The sequence below is a fragment of the Pedobacter sp. Leaf194 genome, assembly GCF_001423945.1.
Classification (GTDB): domain Bacteria; phylum Bacteroidota; class Bacteroidia; order Sphingobacteriales; family Sphingobacteriaceae; genus Pedobacter.
In genome coordinates this window covers 196,200-215,574 of the sequence record NZ_LMPU01000012.1, presented here as the reverse complement: position 1 = coordinate 215,574, position 19,375 = coordinate 196,200, and the positions used below count along the sequence as shown (strand labels likewise).

Below are 19,375 nucleotides of genomic sequence, written 5' to 3'. Positions count from 1 at the left end.
ATAAGACTGAATCTAAAAGGCATGAGCCCAATCGAATATCGGGTTCATGCCTTAAATAATTAATTACTAATTTCGTCTAACATTTGGGGGGCAGTCTATTGAAAACAGGGCTTTTCTTTATTTATCCCCAATTTCTCAACCAAAAAACATATAGCTCAACGCAATTGCCGTGCACACGCCGACCAAATCTGCCAGCAGCATCGAACCAATGGCATAGCGGGTATTTTTTATCCCTACAGAGCCAAAATATACCGCGACAACATAAAATGTCGTATCAGAGGCACCTTGAAAAACGCCTGACAATTTACTTGCGAATGAATCCGGGCCGCTTGCAATCATTGTACTAACCATCATTCCCCGGGCAGCACCGCCACTTAGCGGCCTGATTAAAGCGGTAGGTAGCGCGTCCACAAACCTTACATCGGCGCCTAAAAATATGAAAGCATTTTTTATTCCACTCATCACAACATCGAACGTGCCGCTGGTTCTCAGCATGCTCACGGCTACCAAAATGCCAACCAAATAAGGAATAATTTTCAATGCTGTCTCAAAGCCACCTTTTGCTCCGTCAATGAAAGCATCGAACACATCAATCTTTTTGTATAATGCGCCCAATACAATCAACAGAAATATCAATAAAATTATACCGCCGCTTAACAACCCCGAAAAGGATTTTATACTATCTGCATTTAGCTTGCTTACATACCAAACAAGCAGGCCAACCACTGCCGAGATACTTAAAACCCAGGTTATAATTACTGGTTGCAGCAGGTTTATTTTTTGCTTGAATGATACAATTAACATTGCGGCCATTGTGCCAACGAAGGTTACGATTAAACAGGGAATAAATATATCTGTTGGGTCTTGGGCGTTTTGTGTCGACCTGATTGCAATTACACTCACCGGAATTAAACATAAACCGGCAGCGTGCAAGCAGAGAAACATAATTTGTGAATTACTTGCGGTGTCTTTATTTGGATTTAGTTCCTGCAAACTTTCCATCGCTTTAATGCCAAATGGTGTTGCAGCATTGTCTAAACCCAGCAAATTTGCCGAAAAGTTCATAATCATGTGCCCCATGGAAGGGTGGCCTGCTGGTATATCAGGAAACAATTTCGAAAAGAATGGGCCAATAATACGGGAAAGCAAGCGAATTCCGCCAGCTTTTTCTGCGATGTTCATTAAGCCCATAAAAAGGGCCAGTGTGCCGATAAGTTTAATACAAAGGTCTACAGCAATCCAACAGGTTTCGATGATGCCATCTAATTTTAATGGATTTAAAGGGTCGGAAGACTTTCCAATTACCATCCAGTTGAAAATATCTGTTTGTCCGAAAAAGAAACACTTAATAGAGGCAACAACAATTGCTACAATAATAAATGCCGACCAGATTCTACTTAATGCCATTTAATTAACTTGTTTAGTTTAAAGGGTACAAAATACCAAAATATTGAATAATAAAACTGCTTGTTTAAAAGAAAAGCAAGATAACCTTGTGGCCATCTTGCTTTTCCTGTATCGTACTTGCTTTATTTAAGGTTTATCATCTGTTAGTTCAAAACCCCAGGTTTTACCTTTTTCTGTTGCGGGAACACCGCTTGTCATCCACGCTGGCGCTTTAGCACCCTTCAGGTAGTAATCGAAAAACTGTTGTTCACGAATTTGAATATCCTTACGGTTTTGGCGTTGAACAAGGTTGTGTGCTTCACCGTTATAATTCAGCATCCAAACGGGTTTTCCTAACCTGCGCAAACCAGTAAACATTTCTATACCCTGATACCATGGCACGGCTCCATCTGCATCGTTTGCCATAACCACAACAGGGGTGTTCACCTTAGGGAACATAAAAAGAGGGGAGTTTTCGATGTACAACTCAGGCTTTTCCCAAAGTGTGGCACCGATACGGCTTTGTGTTTTTTCATATTGGAACTGGCGGTTCATGCCACTTTCCCAACGAATGCCGCCGTATGCAGAGGTCATGTTAGCCACTGGCGCACCAGCCCAGGCTGCTGCGTACATATCGTTTTGAGTAATTAAGTAAGCAACCTGATATCCTCCCCAACTCTGGCCCTGAATTCCAATTTTGCTGCCATCAACCCAGCTGTTTTTCTTCAAGTTCTCTACACCAGAATTTATAAATTCTACAGCAGATTGGCCGGGGTGACCAGTTGTATAAGTAATATCGGGTGCAAAAACCAAATAACCGTTACTTACAAAAAATGAAATGTTTAACCGCGATGGCGTTGGGGCTGGCGCCTGATATGCATATAAACCATCGGATAATTTTTCGTAGAAATAAACAATCATCGGATATTTCTTATTTGGATCGAAGTTTTCTGGCTTATACAAAATACCTTCTGATTGGTAGCCTTTTGGCGTAGTCCACTTCACCAATTCTGCAGTTCCCCAATTGTAGCTTGCTTGCTGCGGATTAGTTGCTGTCAGTTTAGTTTCGGTTTTGAAATCACTCGTAACGTAAACATCGGGCGAAGCCACATAATTTCCTTTATCAAAAATATAAACATCGGCATCTTTTGCTTTAAGCAGGTTCGAGTACTTTGTTTTACCCATCACCACAAGGTCGGGGTTTTTAACAGTGCCAACATTTTTTCGGTAAAAACCATTTTCTTTGGTTACGTTATTGAAACCATCCAACCAAACCAACTCATTTGCTTTCACAAATTTAGTATCGGCTCCACGCTCAAAGCGGTTATCTTGCTGTGTGCGCTGGTAACGGAGCGTTATCTTATTATCCCGGCCAAAGTTGTTGGTAATGTTCTTTGCCGGCGATTTTCCATCTGGAGAAAAGGACCAAATGTCGAAGCGGTCGTAAATCAAAACGGCTTTGTCGTCTTCTGTCCAGCTTGCAATACCATAAGCTTTCGGTGTATCCGGAACATCATTTTCTTCATCGGCAAACTTAACGTTCATTCCATTATTGAGTTGCGTAATTTTTCCTGTAGCTACCTGATAAGTAAACCAGTTAGAGGTATTTTCATCAAAATAAATTACATAATTACTGCCAGGCGAGGCCGTTGCGTTTCCGTTAAGCTTCTCGATAATTTTTTTGCGCTGTCCGGTTTTTGTATCAACCAAATAATAATCTCTAAGCGTAGAACCACTCCATTGCGATTCTATTCTCCGGCCAAAATCGGTAGATGCAAGCACAAAGTTTGCATCGCCATCGCTAACCATATTTGCATCAGGCAAACTTAAATCCGTTAAAGGCACAACCTTCGGGTCGCTGCTGTAAACGTCAATTACTGAAAGAAAACTTCTTTTGCCATCTCTGTCTGCGTTTTTAAGCTGCATTGGTTGCAGGTAATCATCTTTATAGTTCCAAACATCCACTTTGGCAACTTCAAAATCGACAATGGTGGTATCTTTTGGTTTTTTAACAGGGGCAATGCCAAAGAACAATTTTTTGCCGTCTTTACTAAAGGTTACTTTGCCATCGCCACTCACAGACCATTTTGCGGGTAAGCCAGGCATGTCATAATCAACAATTGTTTGAGCGGTATCAAGTGTGAGAGAGTTGTAGTAAATGTTATAGTTTTTAACTTCTTTTTTCTCCGGATCCTGTTCACCGATGAAAGCCAGGTGTTCACTCTCTTCATCAAAGGTAAAACCCTTAAAGCTTCCTTTGCCCTTTACAAGCGTTTTCAATAACCCTTTTTCGGTGTTTAAAAGGTAAACCCCTTGTGGCGCTGTTTTATCTTTTTTAGAACCGCTGCAGGCAAAAACAAGTTGCTTGCCATCTTTACTGAACGCGTAATCGGTAACATACTTATAAGTTTTATCTACACCTGTTAAGAGGTTTTTAACGATAAGGTCGGTACCTTCTTCTTTTCTAATGCCTCCAGCTGGTTCATCATCCGCGAAATCGGTTTCATTATCCTTCTTTGGCGCAGCGGCGGTCGCTTTTTTTGTGGTATCCAATTTATCCAGCTGGTAAGCTAAATAGCCAAAACCCGTTTCGGGCATTTTGAACGATTTTACCCTGGCTACTTTTGTAACGGTGTTGCTGGTCAGATTAGCGATGCCTAAGGTATCTTTCGGCATTGCATCAGGTTTTGTTTTTTTAATTTTCGCCTGGCGCAAATCTTTATAAAAAGGTTTTATCAAAAACGCTGCAAATTTGGAGTCGTTACTGAACTGACCAACAGCAGCACGTGGAACTGTGAGTTTTGAGTTTGTTTTAAAGTTGGTTATATACAAAGTTGCGTCACCTTCCTGTTGTAAAACACTATATAAGGCTAGTTGGCCATTGTTTGATAACTGCTTTGTACCTACTGCTTCCCAGGTATCATAAACCTTATGATCTAATGGTTTTTTTTGTGCGTAGGCAAAGCTGACAACGAAGAATAGAATAATTGTTAGTCTTTTTTGCATTTTAAGAATGAATTAATTTGTTGGTTGAGATTTGATTTATAAAAATTGCAATTTTTTACCTTAATAGAAAGGATGTACGTCAAATATTACAAAATTTAAGTGGTTTTACACATTAGCTAAAGAGAAATGGCCTGAATGTTCATTAAACACCCAGGCCACTTGCAGCTTTTACGCTTTACTCGAATAAATTATTTTTTTCCTTTTGTAGGAAGTTGTTGTTGTTGCTGACGCATATAATCGTCTAAACGTTGTTGAAATTTAGACTTTTTCTTTTTCTCGTCTGCAGGTCTGGCTTTATTTTGCTGAATTAAAGCATGAATTTTATCATCATCAACCATTTTACGAATCAAGAACTGCTGTCCGAAAGTCATTAAGTTGGCTAAGAAATAGTAATAATTTAAACCTGCCGGATAGCTGTTTAACACGCCTAAGAAAATAACCGGCATAATATAACCGATATATTTCATTTGGCCGGTAGCACCAGAAACCTGATTATTGAAATAAGTCATGATCAATGTAGAGATGGTCATCAAAACACACATTAAACTTAAGTGGTCGCCGATGAAAGGAATTTTTACACCGAAGCGAATAAATTCGTCATAGGTTGATAAATCCTTCATCCAAAGGAAACTTTCCTGTCTGAGTTCGAATAAATTAGGGAAAAAGAAGAAAAAGGCCATTACCAGCGGAAGTTGCAAAACCATTGGCAAACAACCACCTAGCGGGTTAACACCAGCTTTCTTGTAGAGTTTTAAATATTCCTGCTGAACTAAAGTAGGATTATCCTCGCCAACCTTCGCTTTAATCTCATCCATTTCAGGTTTTAACACCCTCATCTTAGCCATCGATAAATAAGACTTGTAGGTTAGGGGAGACAAGGCAAGTTTAAGCAATATGGTTAAAGCAAAAATAATTAAGCCATAGCTCCAGTTGAATCCGTTAAGAAAATTGAAAACCGGCAATACAATAAAACGGTTAACATATTTTAACGGCCAGTAGCCCATGTCAACCTGTTGCTCTAAATCGTAGCCCTGTGCTTTTAAAGCTGAAAATTTGTTTGTTCCGAAATAAAACTCCATCTCATATGCCTGATTTGCCTGGTGTGTATAAGGCAACTGCATATTTGCGCCGTAGAATTTAATTTGGCCGGGAGTTGTTGGGATTTTCACTTCTAAACTTCCTTTTTCAAAAGGCTGTTTTGATATCAATGAAGCAGAGAAAAAGTGTTGTTTAAAAGAAATCCACTGAATTTTAGCTTTTGAAAGTTCTTCTTTTTCGTCTTTAGAAACACTTAAGTGGTTTACATCACCGTCTAAATATTTGTAGTAAGGCGCAGAGTAACGATGCTCACTTTCTATAGATTTTTCTTGCTGAAGCAATGTTGCTTCCCAGTTCAAATTGATGCTGTTACCAGAAATTGCCTGTTGCAAACCCACAAGGTTTACATTAAAAGCGACTTTGTTACTTAGCGCTTTTAAATCGTAAGTAAATTCAACATAAGCATTTGTGCCGTAATTGGCACGCATAATTACCTTGTTTCCTGTTTTGGTAGGGCTGAAATATAAATCGTTTGTGTTAACAACTTTACCCGCAACATTCAGGTTTAAGCCAAATTTATTTGCACCAACATCAAAAAGAATTAGTGGTTTTCCATCGAAAGTTTTCTGACCTTTTACCTGTGCTGATAAAATTTTACCGCCTTTATTTGTTAAGGTAATTAATAAGTTTTCGTTTTCAAGAACTGTTTCCGATTCTGTTCCGGCAATTGCAGTTCCAAAAGGGCCCTTCAATGCAAGCGAATCAACAACTGGAGCAATTGGTGAAGCTTTTATTACCGTATCTTTTGGCGCTATCACAGCACCGGCTTTTTTAAGGGAATCTATTCTTTCAGTTTCTTTGGCTTTTTTAAGTTCCGCTTCACTTGGTCTGAAGAAGTAGAATGATCCGCCCAAGATGATCATAATCAGGAATAATCCTGTAAAGGTATTTCTATCCATTATTAGTTTTTATGCTGCAGTTAATTTGTTTTCTTTTTAGCATACTCCATTGCAGCGGCCACAAATTTAACAAAAAGTGGATGAGGATTTGCTACTGTTGATTTTAATTCGGGGTGGAACTGTCCACCAACGAAAAAAGGATGGTTTTTTAACTCAATTATCTCTACAAGACCAGATTCAGGATTAATACCCGAAGCAATCATGCCTGCATTTTCATACTGTGTTAAATATTCATTATTAAACTCATAACGGTGGCGATGACGTTCGTTTATGTGTTGTTTACCATAAATAGCGAAAGCTTTTGTGCCTTTCTTAATGTCGCATGGATAAGAACCCAAACGCATCGTTCCGCCTTTATTGGTTATTTTTTTCTGCTCTTCCATCATGTTAATTACAGGATTTTCAGCATTTTCTTCAATTTCTACCGTGTGCGCACCCTTCAAACCCAAAACATTACGGCCATATTCTATAACGGCACACTGCATGCCCAAACAAATTCCAAAGAAAGGAATATTATTTTCTCTAACGTATTTAATGGTGTCAATTTTACCTTCAATACCACGACTGCCAAAGCCCGGTGCAACTAAAACGCCCTGAAGGTGTCCAAGTTTTTCTTTTACATTATCAGGGAAAATGCTTTCTGAGTGGATGTATTCCACTTTTACCTTACATTCGTTTCTCGAACCTGCGTGTACAAAAGATTCGATAATGGATTTATAAGCATCCGGTAACTCAACATACTTTCCAACCAAGCCAATTTTAACCTCGGCAGTTGGGTTTTTAAGGCGACCAAGAAAGTCCTTCCAGCTTTCCATATCCGGATCGTTCTTCGTTGGTAACTTTAATTTAGATAGAACTGTTTTGTCTAGTTGTTCTTTCAGCATCAGCAGCGGAACATCATAAATAGTTGATGCATCCATCGATTCGACTACTGCGTTGATGTTAACGTTACAAAACAGCGCAATTTTTTTTCTTAGATCCGTTCCTAAATGGTGCTCTGTTCTGCAAACTAAAATATCAGGCTGGATGCCGTACTCTAAAAGTGCTTTTACGGAGTGTTGAGTCGGCTTTGTTTTCAATTCCCCGGCGGCTGCAAGGTAAGGAACCAACGTTAAGTGTATTACAATTGCATTTGTACTGCCTTCTTCCCACTTAAACTGGCGAACTGCCTCGATAAATGGTAGCGATTCGATATCACCTACGGTACCACCCAGCTCGGTAATTACGATATCGTATTCTCCGCTATCGCCCAGAATACGCATGTTGCGCTTAATTTCATCTGTAATGTGCGGAACAACCTGAACGGTTTTGCCTAAATATTCGCCTTTGCGCTCTTTGCTGATTACATTTTGATAAATGCGGCCTGTTGTTATGTTATTTGCCTGAGAGGTTGGAACATTTAAGAAACGTTCGTAGTGACCAAGATCCAAATCAGTTTCGGCACCATCTTCTGTTACAAAGCACTCGCCATGTTCATAAGGATTTAAGGTTCCAGGGTCGATGTTGATATAAGGATCGAATTTTTGAATGGTTACACGATAACCCCGTGCCTGTAAAAGTTTAGCTAAAGAAGCGGAGATGATGCCCTTACCCAAAGAGGAAGTAACACCGCCCGTAACAAAAATATACTTAGTCATGTTTCTGAATTTATGCAACAAAGGCAAAAAATGTTGCTTTTTGTACGGGGTACAAAGGTAACAAAATTACTCGGTAGCGCATAAATAAAACGCTGTATTTTTAAATATGATAAACTGGTGTGATTCAGAAAACTAACCCAAAACTGGCTTTTATTTTCGCTTTTATAACGAATTGAGCAAACGGTCTTTTAGCTATAGCCGACAAAAACAAAAGTTTTGGCCGGTTGAAAAACTAGGGTTTGATAGAAACGGATTTGCTGTTATTTTGAGCACCCGCGGCGAAACAAAACTATCCTGAGCCAAAAGTAACTCTTCGTGATAGTTGGCTTTTCGAATTGCTTATATTTAGTGTTTAGCAACACTGATAATAAATTTTAACCTTCTTTTCTTTATCACTCCAGGCAATATAAACGTTATTCTCTTTGCCTAAACGATATTTAAAGCCATTCAATCCCGATTTTTTTAACTCCTCGTAAAGCGCCTTGTCAGGAGCGTTATTATCCGCCTTATCCTCTGGCATTACCGCAGGTTCAAGGAAATTATCGTCGCTAAAAAAATCATTTGCTATGGTTTTGAGGAAAATAATCTGGTCTTTTTCTTTTGATAAATCAATATTTGGATCGGTATTGCCAACAAGCTCGGTACCTTTTAATTTTACGTTATAAATTTCGGCGCCTTTAGCATTTTTGATGGAAAAATTCAGAACCATGTCTTCTGGTTTTCTACCGGTTAATTCGATTTTAAAAGTATCCTGGGTGTTCAAATCAGAAAATGATTTCGCAATGCTGGAGTTAACATTTTTAAATTCGATGGCATCGGCTTTTTTGTTGTCGCTGTTATTACAGCTTCCAAAAAAAAGAGGACAACAAAACAGTAGCAGCAAAAATTTTCTCATAATCAAAACTAATAATTTTATAACAAGTTGAGATTTACTCCAGTTTTAAGACCTTTAAAAGCTTGTTAAGTTTTTTAAGGTCTTCAGGTGTATCAATGGCAACGGTTTCCAAATCTGTTACCTTAGTTTGAATGTAAAATCCATTTTCAATCCACCGCAATTGTTCCAGGCTTTCGGCTATTTCTAACGAAGAGGGAGGAAGTTTTGTAATGGCCTTCAGCGATTCGGTTCTGTAACCGTAAATGCCGATATGTTTGTAAAACCGATGTTTCTCGGCCCAAACGCCAGGCTCGCCGTTTCTAATAAATGGAATCGGACTACGGCTAAAGTACATTGCCCGGCCATTTACATCGATAACAACCTTGGGACTGTTTGGGTTATAAATACTTTCCTGGCTTTCAATCGGTTTAATCAAGGTTGCTAATTGTACCTTTTCTTCGGTAAAGCAACTTGCAAGCAAGTTAATCTGAGCCGGTTCGATAAAGGGTTCATCACCCTGAATGTTGATGACGATGTCAAAATCGGACATTTTTTCAATAACTTCAGCGCATCTGTCCGTTCCACTTTGGTGGTTTGATGAGGTAAAAACAAAGCTACCTCCAAACCTTGCAACTTCGTTTGCAATTCGCTCATCATCAGTTGCAACTACTACCTTCGAAAGGCTTTCTGATTTTGCTGCCTGCTCATAAACACGTTGTATCATGGATTTGCCGGCAATATCAACCAAGGGTTTGCCCGGAAAGCGGGTTGAAGCGTAACGGGCAGGAATGATTCCAATAATTTTAAACTGGCTCATGCTATTGATAAATTTTATAGGCAACAAATGCTAAAATTAGCCCGGTAAAGATGTATGAAATAGGATGCGCGAAATTTAAAGTCCAACCAAAACCCAATTCGCGTTTTGGTAAAACGAATCGTGAATCATTCCTGTTGAAATAAATTATGCCCCATTTCCAGTTTTCAGGACTATCTTTTTGAAAATCTTTAGCCATTGCCAATTTAAAAAAGACCGTTTATTTCCGCTTCAATGGATTGTATAACCTGTCCTAAATCTTCAGGATTGTTTGTAAAATCCAGTTTGTCCTTATCTAAAATTAACAATTTTCCCAGATTATAGCCTTTAATCCAGGCTTCATATTTTTCGTTCAGTTTTGACAGATAATCGATGCGAATGCCTGCCTCATACTCACGGCCGCGACGTTGAATGTTATTCACCAGAGTAGGTACAGATGCACGCAGGTAAACGAGCAGATCCGGCGGTTTAATAAACGAAGTAATGTTGTCAAAAATCGCACGGTAATTATCATGATCACGGGTAGTCATCAAGGCCATATCGTGCAGGTTTTCGGCAAAAATATGGGCATCTTCATAAATCGTTCTATCTTGTATTACGTTCCGTTTGTTTACTTCAATATCTGTAATTTGCTGGAAACGACTATTTAGAAAATAAATTTGAAGGTTAAAACTCCAGCGTTTCATGTCGCTGTAAAAATCTTCCAGGTACGGATTATTGTCTACAGCTTCGTATAAAGCTTCCCATCCATAATTTTTCGCCAATAAACCAGTTAAAGTGGTTTTACCTGCACCTATATTTCCTACTATTGCTATGTGCATATTTTTTTTCTGTGATATGAATGAGGAAACTTTACAAAGAGTGCCTTTACCTCAAATCTATTAAATTAATTAAAAACTTTTGAACCCGATTAAGCTTCTCACTTCTCTTATCGTTTTTTGAGCACTTTCGCGAGCCTTTAAAGCGCCGTGTTTAGCAACCTGTCTTAAGTAGGAGTCGTCTTTTGCAATATCCTGAATTTTTTCACGCATTGGCGCAGTAGCGATGATCATATCTTCGGCTAATTGCTTTTTAAAATCGCCATAACGAATTTGCATCTTATTGTACAAATCATCGAAATGATTGAGGGTGTCTTCGCTCGAAACAACCTTCATCAAATCGAATAAATTTTGAATGGCCTCGGGTTTTGGCTGGTACTCCTCCGTCGGACCACCATCGCTTACTGCCCTCATAACTTTCTTGCGGATGGTTTCAGGATCATCTGATAAGTACACGGCATTAGCTTCGCCTTCCGATTTTCCCATTTTGCCTTTTCCGTCTAATCCTGGCACTTTCACAAGTTTTTCTGTAAAACTGAAAGCATAGGGTTCGGGGAAATACTCGGTATTGTATAACCTGTTAAAACGGTTGCCAAAGGTGCGGGCCATTTCCAGATGCTGTTCCTGGTCTTTGCCAACAGGTACTTTTGTAGCCTTATGAATCAAAATATCTGCTGCCATCAAAACCGGGTAGGTTAGCAGGCCTGCATTAACATTATCCGGATTTGCCCGAACTTTATCTTTAAATGAAGTACTGCGCTCAAGTTCGCCCATGTAAGCATTCATGTTTAAATAAAGATACAATTCGGCTATTTCGGGTACATCACTTTGTATATAAATGGTGCTCGTTTCCGGGTTTATTCCACTCGCAAGGTATTCAACCAATACATGTTTTATATTGCCGTGTAAGTCAGCTGGTGTAGGGTGTGTTGTTAATGAATGTAAATCGGCAATAAAAAAGTAACAATTGTAATCATGTTGCATTTTTACAAAATTCTTTACTGCGCCATAGTAGTTACCTAAATGTAATTTTCCTGTAGAGCGGATGCCGCTCACCACTGTTTCTTTCATAATGCCACGAAATTAAAAATAAATTAGCATCAAACTATATTATGGTATTGTTTTTATCTCAGTAGTTTTCCGCGAAAAGATAACTTCTTGATTGGTTGATGTGCAATTGTTAATTGAACCTTTTTACTGCTAATCTGTGATGCACGTATTTATTTGCTTAATAATGTTCAAGTTTACAGCCGGAAATCAGCGATTTCCAATAACGATTTGGATAAATAGGAAAGCAACGTAATTTTTATATTTTTGATGGCTATGACCAAATTTTTAAGGAAAGTTCACCGGGTTTGGTATCTGTTTTGGATACTGTTTTTCTTCTCGTTGTTTTATCCGCTTTATTATTTAACATCGCGAAGCCCAAGATATTATGGTGTTTTAAATTCTTTAAGAAAAGCCAACAGCTTCCTTTGCAGTTTATTTGCTGGTGTTTTTTTCTCGTTTAAGTTTGAAGAGAAACTCAGCAAAAACCAGACGTATATCTATTGTGCCAATCATACCTCGAACCTCGATATAATGGTGTTTTGCATTTTGGCAAAAGGTAAGTTTCATTTTATGGGAAAAGATGAACTGCTGAATAACCCGGTATTAGGCATTTTTTTTAAAACAATAGATATTTCAGTAAATCGCGACAGTAAGATATCCGCATTCAGAGCCTTTAAGAAAGCGGGCGAAAACTTAGAAAAGGGCATGAGTCTTATCATTTTTCCAGAGGGAAAAATTGACGACCATTACCCGCCGAAATTGGGCGAGTTTAAAAATGGTCCTTTCAGGCTTGCCATTGATAAAAATATACCTTTGGTGCCGGTAAGTATTACTAATGTTTGGAAAATTAACTGGGATGATGGTGCCAAATATGGAAGTAAGCCCGGAATTTGCGATATTTACATCCATAAACCAATTAATACTTCGGATTTAGCAGATGCCGATACCGAAATGTTGAAAGAGCGGGTTTTTGAAATGATTAACAGTAAGCTTTATTAAAATGAATTTAGATTCGAAAACAATTTATAAGATTGCCGACCTGGCCAGAATACATATCGAAGAAGAAGATGTTGAGCAGCTGATTCCCGAAATGAATAAGATTTTATCTTTTATGGAAAAGCTGAATGAGCTTGATACCACAAATGTTGAGCCATTGGTTTACATGAACGATGCCACGAATGTGTGGCGGGAAGATGAAATTAAGCAGGAGATTTCGACCACTGATGGTTTAAAAAATGCTGCTAAGCATAATGAAAGGTTTTTTATGGTTCCGAAAATTATTGAGAAGTAAAATTATACAACTAGATTATTACTGTTGCATAGCTTAAAAATCAATTCGCTTGTAACATCTTTAGCATTGCCATTGTCTAAAAAATAAAAACTATGCCTCAACCACTCATTACAATTAAGGAAATTGGTCGCAAATATGTTATCGGTTCAGAAGTAATTCATGCTTTAAAATCTGTTAGTTTAGATATAAATAAGGGCGAATTCGTAGCGTTGATGGGGCCATCAGGTTCTGGCAAATCTACTTTAATGAATATTTTAGGCTGTTTAGATACACCATCAAGCGGAACTTATATACTAAATGGAACCGATGTAAGCCATATGACGGATGATGCGTTGGCCGAAGTCCGAAATCAGGAAATTGGCTTTGTGTTTCAAACTTTCAACCTTTTACCGCGTTCAACATCGTTGGATAATGTGGCATTACCGTTAATATATGCCGGAAACAGCAAAAAAGATAGAGATGCCAGAGCGGCTAAAGCATTGGAAAACGTGGGTTTGGGAAATCGTATGGATCACAAACCGAACGAATTGTCTGGTGGTCAGCGCCAGCGTGTTGCTGTTGCAAGAGCCCTAATAAATGATCCTTCCATCATCCTTGCAGATGAGCCGACAGGGAATTTAGATACCAAAACCTCAATCGAGATTATGGGTTTGCTTGAAGAAATTCACAGCAAAGGCAATACAATTATTTTAGTAACCCACGAGGAAGATATTGCACAACACGCCCATCGAATTGTACGTATGCGGGATGGTTTAATTGAAAACGACTACATAAATACAGACATTAAAAACGTTTCTCCACGTTTGCAGGCGCTAAAGGAAAGTGGAAGCGACTGGGAAAAAATTAATTAATGATAATCAACTTTGTGATTAGAAGTTTTCAACCTTTGCTAACCCAATATTCCAAATCTCTTTAATGAAAATCTATACCAAAACTGGCGATGCGGGACAAACGTCGCTGATAGGAGGTACGAGGGTACCAAAGTTTCATTTGCGCATCGAAACATACGGCACGGTTGATGAGTTGAATTCGTACATCGGTTTGGTTGGTTGTCAGGACATTGAAACTCACCATCAAAAGTTACTCAAAGAAATTCAGGACAGACTTTTCACAATCGGGGCATCACTAGCTGCTGACCCTGAGAAATCGAAAATGAAAATTCCGGATTTGCACGATGCCGATGTTACCTTGCTGGAAACCGAAATTGATGCGATCAACGAATCCTTGCCTCCTTTAAAACACTTTGTTTTACCAGGCGGAAATAGCGTAGTAGCCTATTGCCATTTAGCCAGATGCGTTTGTAGAAGGGCTGAACGTTTAACGGTAGAGCTTGCCGAAAATAGCTTTGTAGACGAACGCGTAACCGTTTACTTAAACAGGCTGAGTGATTATTTATTCGTTTTAGCCAGAAAACTAAATTTAGATTTTGGAACAGAAGAAAACATTTGGATACCTCGCGTATAATGGTGGAAAAATAAGTTTGTTTTGCTCAAAAATTTTAATATACTTTGCGCATTATTAAGTATAAGAATTTAATAGAATTGAAGATATGTATTGGACACTAGAATTAGCTTCCCACCTGGAAGACGCACCATGGCCTGCAACAAAAGATGAGTTAATTGATTACGGCATCCGTTCTGGTGCACCTGTAGAAGTAATTGAAAATTTACAGGCACTTGAAGACGATGGCGAGCCTTATGAAACAATAGAGGAAATTTGGCCTGATTATCCAACTAAAGAAGATTTCTTCTTTAATGAAGATGAATATTAAAAATATTAACTCCCGATTTTAAAACCGGGAGTTTTTTTTTGAATTACTTGTTGTTTGTAAAATGTTTAATTTACTGTAAGTAAGGCGCTTGTAAAATAAACTGACAAATTTTAAACAAAAATATACAACTTGTGTTAATAGATAAACATTTACTTAAAAAATTAACACAATGGGAAATTTATTGTATTTAGTAGCGGTAGTATTAGTAATACTTTGGGTTATAGGATTTGTATTTCACGGCTTCGGTGACGTTGGTGGAATCATTCACGTTTTACTTGTAATTGCAGTAATTGCAATTCTACTTAAAGTTATTGGTAGGGCAGCGTAAAACAGACCTAAGTGCATTCGTTTATAAGCTAAGCTTTATAAACAAGTTATTATAAAAAAGGAGTTTCAATTTGAAACTCCTTTTTAGTGTTATACTTTTAGCAAAAGTTCGGCAAGTTCCAAATCAATTGGATACGTTATCTTTATATTATTCCGCTCGCCTTCTATTATTTTAATTTCTTCACCAGTAAACTCAACAACGCTGGCATCATCTGTAAAATGGCTGTCGAATGGTTGTTGGTAAGCCCGTTTTAACGTGGCCAGTTTAAAAGTCTGCGGTGTTTGAACCAGGTAAATCTCATTACGTTTTAAAGCCAGTGTTTTCTCGCCCACAAGCGTTCTCACGCTGTCGCTAGATTGAACAGCCGCGACTGCGTTGCCTTTAATTTCTGCCTCGCTATAACACTTATCAATTAATTCGGTAGAAATCAATGGACGAACTGCATCATGTATAGCCACAAAACTTTCCTCTTCAATTTGTTGCACAGCATTTTTCACTGAAAAAAAACGTTCTTTTCCACCTGCCACAACCATGTGCGGTATGTTAAAATTAAATTCTACGCACAGCCTGTTCCAGTACGCATGCTGGTCGGGGTGTAAAACAACAATAATTTTTGGTTGAGTACTGCTTTGTGCGAAAGCCTTTATGGTATGCATTAAAACCGGGCGGTTTTTAAGCAAGAGGAATTGTTTCGGGGTTTCGGTTTGCATTCGATTGCCTGAACCGCCTGCCACAATTACAGCGTAGTATTTCATTTTGGGTATCAAATTAAAAGCACCTGGCATTGCAAAGTTTTAATACCAGGTGCTTATAACTCAAATTTAATATTATATAATCAGCATGGCATCGCCATAGCTGTAAAATTTATATTTTTCTTTTACGGCAACCTCATAGGCGTTCATTACATTTTCATAGCCACCAAATGCACTCACCATCATTAACAGAGTCGATTCTGGCGTGTGAAAATTTGTGATCATCGAATTTGCAATGCTAAAATCGTAGGGCGGAAAAATAAATTTACTTGTCCAGTCGTTCGCTGCTTTAAGGGTTCTGTTAGCAGAAACCGCTGATTCGATGGCACGCATTGATGTTGTACCAACTGCACATATTTTCCTTTTTTCTTCTAAAGCTTTATTTACAATGTTAGCATCTTTTTGTTCGATGATAAATTGCTCAGAGTCCATTTTGTGTTTAGTCAAATCTTCAACCTCAACAGTTCTAAAAGTTCCTAAACCCACGTGCAAGGTTACCTCAGCGAATTCTATCCCTTTCAGCTCTAATCTCTTCATCAACTCGCGACTAAAATGTAAACCTGCAGTTGGCGCAGCAACAGCACCTTCATGCTTGGCGAAGATGGTTTGATAACGCTCTTTATCTTCGGCCGTAGCTTTACGTTTAATGTATTTTGGAAGCGGTGTTTCACCTAAAATTTCAACATTTTTTCTGAATTCTTCATCAGTTCCTTCAAATAAGAACCGAATTGTACGACCTCGCGAAGTCGTATTGTCTACAACCTCAGCAACCAATAAGTCATCATCGCCAAAATATAATTTATTACCTACTCTGATTTTACGGGCAGGGTCTACCAAAACATCCCACAAACGCAGTTCCTTGTTTAGCTCGCGAAGCAAAAAAACCTCAATTGTAGCACCGGTTTTTTCTTTATTGCCGTATAACCTGGCAGGAAAAACTTTTGTGTTATTTAAGATCATTACATCTTTATCGTCGAAGTAACCTAAAACGTCTTTAAAGATTTTATGTTCAATTTTACCGCTGTCTTTATGTAAAACCATTAAACGTGCTTCGTCGCGTTCCTCCGAAGGATTATTGGCAACTAATGATTCGGGTAAGTTAAATTTGAATTGTGATAATTTCATTCTTGATGAATTTTTTGAGGTGCAAAAATACGAATTTAATTCTTCTTTTTCGTATTTATCAAACGCATTTACGGTATATTATGTTTTAAACGGAATTTGTTATCTTGCAGCAGGCCTGCAAATTTAAAATGATTAGTTTTGAAAAACGGTTGTAACCTTTTTAACTGTGCGGTGTCTAAACAACAATTATGATAATCTTCAGACTTATAGGTGAGAGTTTTCGTTTTGCATTTGATGCATTGCGCCAGAACAAATTGCGTACAATGTTATCGCTTTTGGCAATAACCATTGGTATTTTTGTAATTATTTTTGTTTTCTCTGGCGTAGATACCTTTCGCGGTAAGTTGCAGGCGAGTGTGGATAAGTTAGGTTCTAACACAATTTATATTCAGAAATGGCCATGGAGTTTTGGCGATAATTATCCCTGGTGGAAGTATGCAAACCGCCCCGAACCGTCAATACGTGATTTTGAGAATTTAAAAGAAAGAATGAGTAATTCTGATGGGATTACTTTCGAGATTTCTACAAGTAATAGAACAATAAAGTATAGAAGCGGCTCAGTTGAGGGAATCTCGGTGTCTGCAGCTTCGCAGGATTTTAACAAAACCTGGAATTTTGAATTGCAATCCGGAAGATATTTTACAGATAATGAAAGCAATAATGGTACGCCTGTTTGTTTGATTGGTGCTGAGATTGCTGAAGGTTTATTCGGGAGTGATGATCCGGTAGGTAAACAGGTTCAGGTTTTGGGCAGACGTGTTACCGTAATTGGCGTTTTCGTAAAGGAAGGTGAAGATATGCTTGGTACCTCCCTCGATAAAAGTGTAAACGTTCCGATCAACTTTGCTAAAAGTATTCTTGATGTTCAAAATGAGCGTTATAATCCACAAATCACCGTGAGGGGTTCAGATAATGTTTCTCTCGAAGAAGTGGAAAGTGAACTTCGTGGTTTGATGCGTTCTATCCATCGTTTAAAGCCTAACCAGGAAGATGATTTTGCGTTGAATAAAACAACAATCTTATCTAATCAGCTAAATAAGATGTTCGACGTAGTGAATTTGGCAGGTTGGGTTATCGGCGGATTCTCAATTTTGGTAGGCGGTTTCAGCATCGCAAACATCATGTTTGTATCGGTAAAAGAACGTACAAATATTATTGGAATCCAAAAGTCGCTCGGTGCAAAACGGTATTTTATATTGCTTCAGTTTATTTTCGAAGCCATTTCACTTTGTATTCTCGGCGGCTTACTTGGCTTACTGCTCGTTTATCTGCTGGCGCTTGGAATAGGGGCTGCGACAGATTTTCATATCATTCTCGGATTAAATAATATTATTCTGGGCATAGGAATATCCGTTATTATCGGAACGATTTCAGGTTTTTGGCCTGCTTATTCTGCCTCAAGATTAGACCCAGTAGAAGCAATTAGAAGTTAGTAGATTAAAGCACTTAGCGCTTAAATTAAATCCGCTGTTGAGGGATGGCGCTAACCTTTCGGTTTAAGCCTTTTAGCAGCACTCTTGGGATTTCTTTTAAGGTGAAAGGGATGTTAATGGCAAACGATTTCACTAAAAGGTTAAATGAATACTTAAAATTCAGTTCCCTGATTAAGTTATGTTTTGCAAACTCTACTAAGCCGCCCATATAACGTTCTTCTAAAATTTTTCTTTCTTTTGGAGTTAACAGGTGATTAAATTTGATAATTTTTGCTTTGGCATCTGCTATGTACAAAAATTCCAACACTTCACTCCATTTTCTGCCGTCGTAAACATTTATTTCGTCGATACGTTTGTGCCAAAGCTGTTGCAAGGTAAACGCAGCTCTGCATGGTCTTGATAAAATAAGTTCTAAATACATGCACCAGTCGTCGCCAATATTCATCTCTTCATCCCAACCCTTTAATATGGATGAACGTCGAATTACAACAGACGAGGAAGGCGAGGGGCAAGATTTAATGTACAAATCCCTTACTTCCGAATAATCTAACACAACCCAATTATCTTTCTCTTTCCCGAAATAGGTTTTCAAAAACGGGTCGTTTGAAAGAAAATTCCATGGATCACCGATTCTGCTTTCCTGTTCCCAGTTTGCAAATACGAAATCGAGATTTTCTTCTTCTAGTTTGCCTACACATTCCTCCAAGAAATCGGGGTGCCAAACATCATCAGAATCTAGGGAAGCTACGATGGTTCCTTTAGCATGTGCTAAACCGGCATTTCTGGCCGATGCCTGACCGCCATTTTTTTTGTAATAATATTCTACCTGTGGGTAATTTTTAACGATTAGGGAAGTCCGATCTATAGAGCCATCATCAATTACTATAATTTGGATATTCTTATATGTTTGGCTAATCGCACTTTCAATTGCATCAGGGAGCCTTTTTTCCCGGTTATACGTAGGGATAATTATCGTTACTAATTCGCGGTCAGCCATTAAATTTTTCTAAAAGGGGTAGATTTTTAGCGCTAAATTCACCATTAAAAATATATTTTCTATCGAGTAAATCTTGTTACAAAGTTAATAAAGAAA

19 protein-coding genes are annotated in these 19,375 nt (G+C 38.3%); 7 read left to right on the top strand and 12 right to left on the bottom strand.

Annotated elements, in window-relative coordinates; translation table 11 throughout:
* Positions 1-135 precede the first annotated feature (135 nt).
* From ASG14_RS17915 to trpS, 9 genes are all read right to left on the bottom strand, one after another.
* Positions 136-1,407, bottom strand: coding sequence for a nucleoside recognition domain-containing protein (locus ASG14_RS17915; protein WP_056872446.1), 1,272 nt, complete (start codon positions 1,405-1,407; stop codon positions 136-138).
* A 126-nt stretch (positions 1,408-1,533) separates the two neighbouring features.
* Positions 1,534-4,392, bottom strand: coding sequence for a S9 family peptidase (locus ASG14_RS17910; RefSeq protein WP_056872445.1), 2,859 nt, complete (start codon positions 4,390-4,392; stop codon positions 1,534-1,536).
* Positions 4,393-4,580: 188 nt separating this feature from the next.
* Entirely contained in the window at positions 4,581-6,389 is a 1,809-nt protein-coding gene (yidC, locus tag ASG14_RS17905) for a membrane protein insertase YidC (RefSeq protein ID WP_056872444.1), read from the bottom strand.
* A gap of 20 nt (positions 6,390-6,409) precedes the next feature.
* Positions 6,410-8,026, bottom strand: a complete 1,617-nt coding sequence (locus tag ASG14_RS17900) for a CTP synthase (RefSeq protein ID WP_056872443.1) — start codon at positions 8,024-8,026, stop codon at positions 6,410-6,412.
* 352 nt (positions 8,027-8,378) lie between these two features.
* On the bottom strand, positions 8,379-8,921 hold the full coding sequence (locus tag ASG14_RS17895; protein ID WP_056872442.1) for a hypothetical protein: 543 nt from the start codon (positions 8,919-8,921) through the stop codon (positions 8,379-8,381).
* Positions 8,922-8,955: 34 nt separating this feature from the next.
* Complete coding sequence (kdsB, locus tag ASG14_RS17890; protein ID WP_056872441.1) at positions 8,956-9,717, bottom strand: 3-deoxy-manno-octulosonate cytidylyltransferase; 762 nt, start codon at positions 9,715-9,717, stop codon at positions 8,956-8,958.
* 1 nt (position 9,718) lies between these two features.
* On the bottom strand, positions 9,719-9,913 hold the full coding sequence (locus ASG14_RS17885) for a DUF5808 domain-containing protein (RefSeq protein WP_056872458.1): 195 nt from the start codon (positions 9,911-9,913) through the stop codon (positions 9,719-9,721).
* Positions 9,914-9,920: 7 nt separating this feature from the next.
* On the bottom strand, positions 9,921-10,535 hold the full coding sequence (locus tag ASG14_RS17880) for a deoxynucleoside kinase (RefSeq protein ID WP_056872440.1): 615 nt from the start codon (positions 10,533-10,535) through the stop codon (positions 9,921-9,923).
* 69 nt (positions 10,536-10,604) lie between these two features.
* Positions 10,605-11,603 (bottom strand): tryptophan--tRNA ligase, encoded by a 999-nt coding sequence (trpS, locus tag ASG14_RS17875; protein WP_056872439.1) that lies wholly within the window; start codon positions 11,601-11,603, stop codon positions 10,605-10,607.
* Positions 11,604-11,855: 252 nt separating this feature from the next.
* Between trpS and ASG14_RS17870 the strand changes: the two genes are divergently transcribed.
* The 6 genes from ASG14_RS17870 to ASG14_RS20340 all read left to right on the top strand — a co-directional run bounded on the left by ASG14_RS17870 (position 11,856) and on the right by ASG14_RS20340 (position 14,972).
* Positions 11,856-12,581, top strand: a complete 726-nt coding sequence (locus ASG14_RS17870; RefSeq protein WP_056872438.1) for a 1-acyl-sn-glycerol-3-phosphate acyltransferase — start codon at positions 11,856-11,858, stop codon at positions 12,579-12,581.
* 1 nt (position 12,582) lies between these two features.
* Positions 12,583-12,873: an Asp-tRNA(Asn)/Glu-tRNA(Gln) amidotransferase subunit GatC gene (gatC, locus tag ASG14_RS17865; protein ID WP_056872437.1), complete on the top strand. Its 291-nt coding sequence runs from the start codon at positions 12,583-12,585 to the stop codon at positions 12,871-12,873.
* A 92-nt stretch (positions 12,874-12,965) separates the two neighbouring features.
* Positions 12,966-13,724, top strand: a complete 759-nt coding sequence (locus ASG14_RS17860; RefSeq protein ID WP_056872436.1) for an ABC transporter ATP-binding protein — start codon at positions 12,966-12,968, stop codon at positions 13,722-13,724.
* A 64-nt stretch (positions 13,725-13,788) separates the two neighbouring features.
* Positions 13,789-14,337 (top strand): cob(I)yrinic acid a,c-diamide adenosyltransferase, encoded by a 549-nt coding sequence (locus tag ASG14_RS17855; RefSeq protein ID WP_056872435.1) that lies wholly within the window; start codon positions 13,789-13,791, stop codon positions 14,335-14,337.
* Positions 14,338-14,422: 85 nt separating this feature from the next.
* Positions 14,423-14,644, top strand: coding sequence for a DUF2795 domain-containing protein (locus ASG14_RS17850; RefSeq protein ID WP_010603503.1), 222 nt, complete (start codon positions 14,423-14,425; stop codon positions 14,642-14,644).
* Between the two features lie 169 nt (positions 14,645-14,813).
* Positions 14,814-14,972 carry a lmo0937 family membrane protein gene (locus tag ASG14_RS20340; protein ID WP_109924584.1) on the top strand — a complete coding sequence of 53 codons (159 nt, stop codon included), beginning with the start codon at positions 14,814-14,816 and terminating at the stop codon, positions 14,970-14,972.
* 89 nt (positions 14,973-15,061) lie between these two features.
* On the opposite strand, the gene ASG14_RS17845 is transcribed toward ASG14_RS20340, so the two are convergent.
* A complete protein-coding gene (locus ASG14_RS17845) occupies positions 15,062-15,727 on the bottom strand; it encodes a 2-C-methyl-D-erythritol 4-phosphate cytidylyltransferase (RefSeq protein WP_056872457.1) in 666 nt (221 codons plus the stop codon).
* Positions 15,728-15,799: 72 nt separating this feature from the next.
* Positions 15,800-16,849, bottom strand: a complete 1,050-nt coding sequence (gene queA / locus ASG14_RS17840; RefSeq protein ID WP_056872434.1) for a tRNA preQ1(34) S-adenosylmethionine ribosyltransferase-isomerase QueA — start codon at positions 16,847-16,849, stop codon at positions 15,800-15,802.
* Between the two features lie 188 nt (positions 16,850-17,037).
* On the opposite strand from queA, the gene ASG14_RS17835 reads away from it, so the two are divergent.
* The gene (locus ASG14_RS17835; protein WP_082491683.1) at positions 17,038-18,282 is read left to right on the top strand and encodes an ABC transporter permease; all 1,245 of its coding nucleotides are present in this window, start codon (positions 17,038-17,040) and stop codon (positions 18,280-18,282) included.
* Positions 18,283-18,307: 25 nt separating this feature from the next.
* On the opposite strand, the gene ASG14_RS17830 is transcribed toward ASG14_RS17835, so the two are convergent.
* Positions 18,308-19,279, bottom strand: coding sequence for a glycosyltransferase family 2 protein (locus ASG14_RS17830; protein WP_056872432.1), 972 nt, complete (start codon positions 19,277-19,279; stop codon positions 18,308-18,310).
* Between the last annotated feature and the right edge of the window lie 96 nt (positions 19,280-19,375).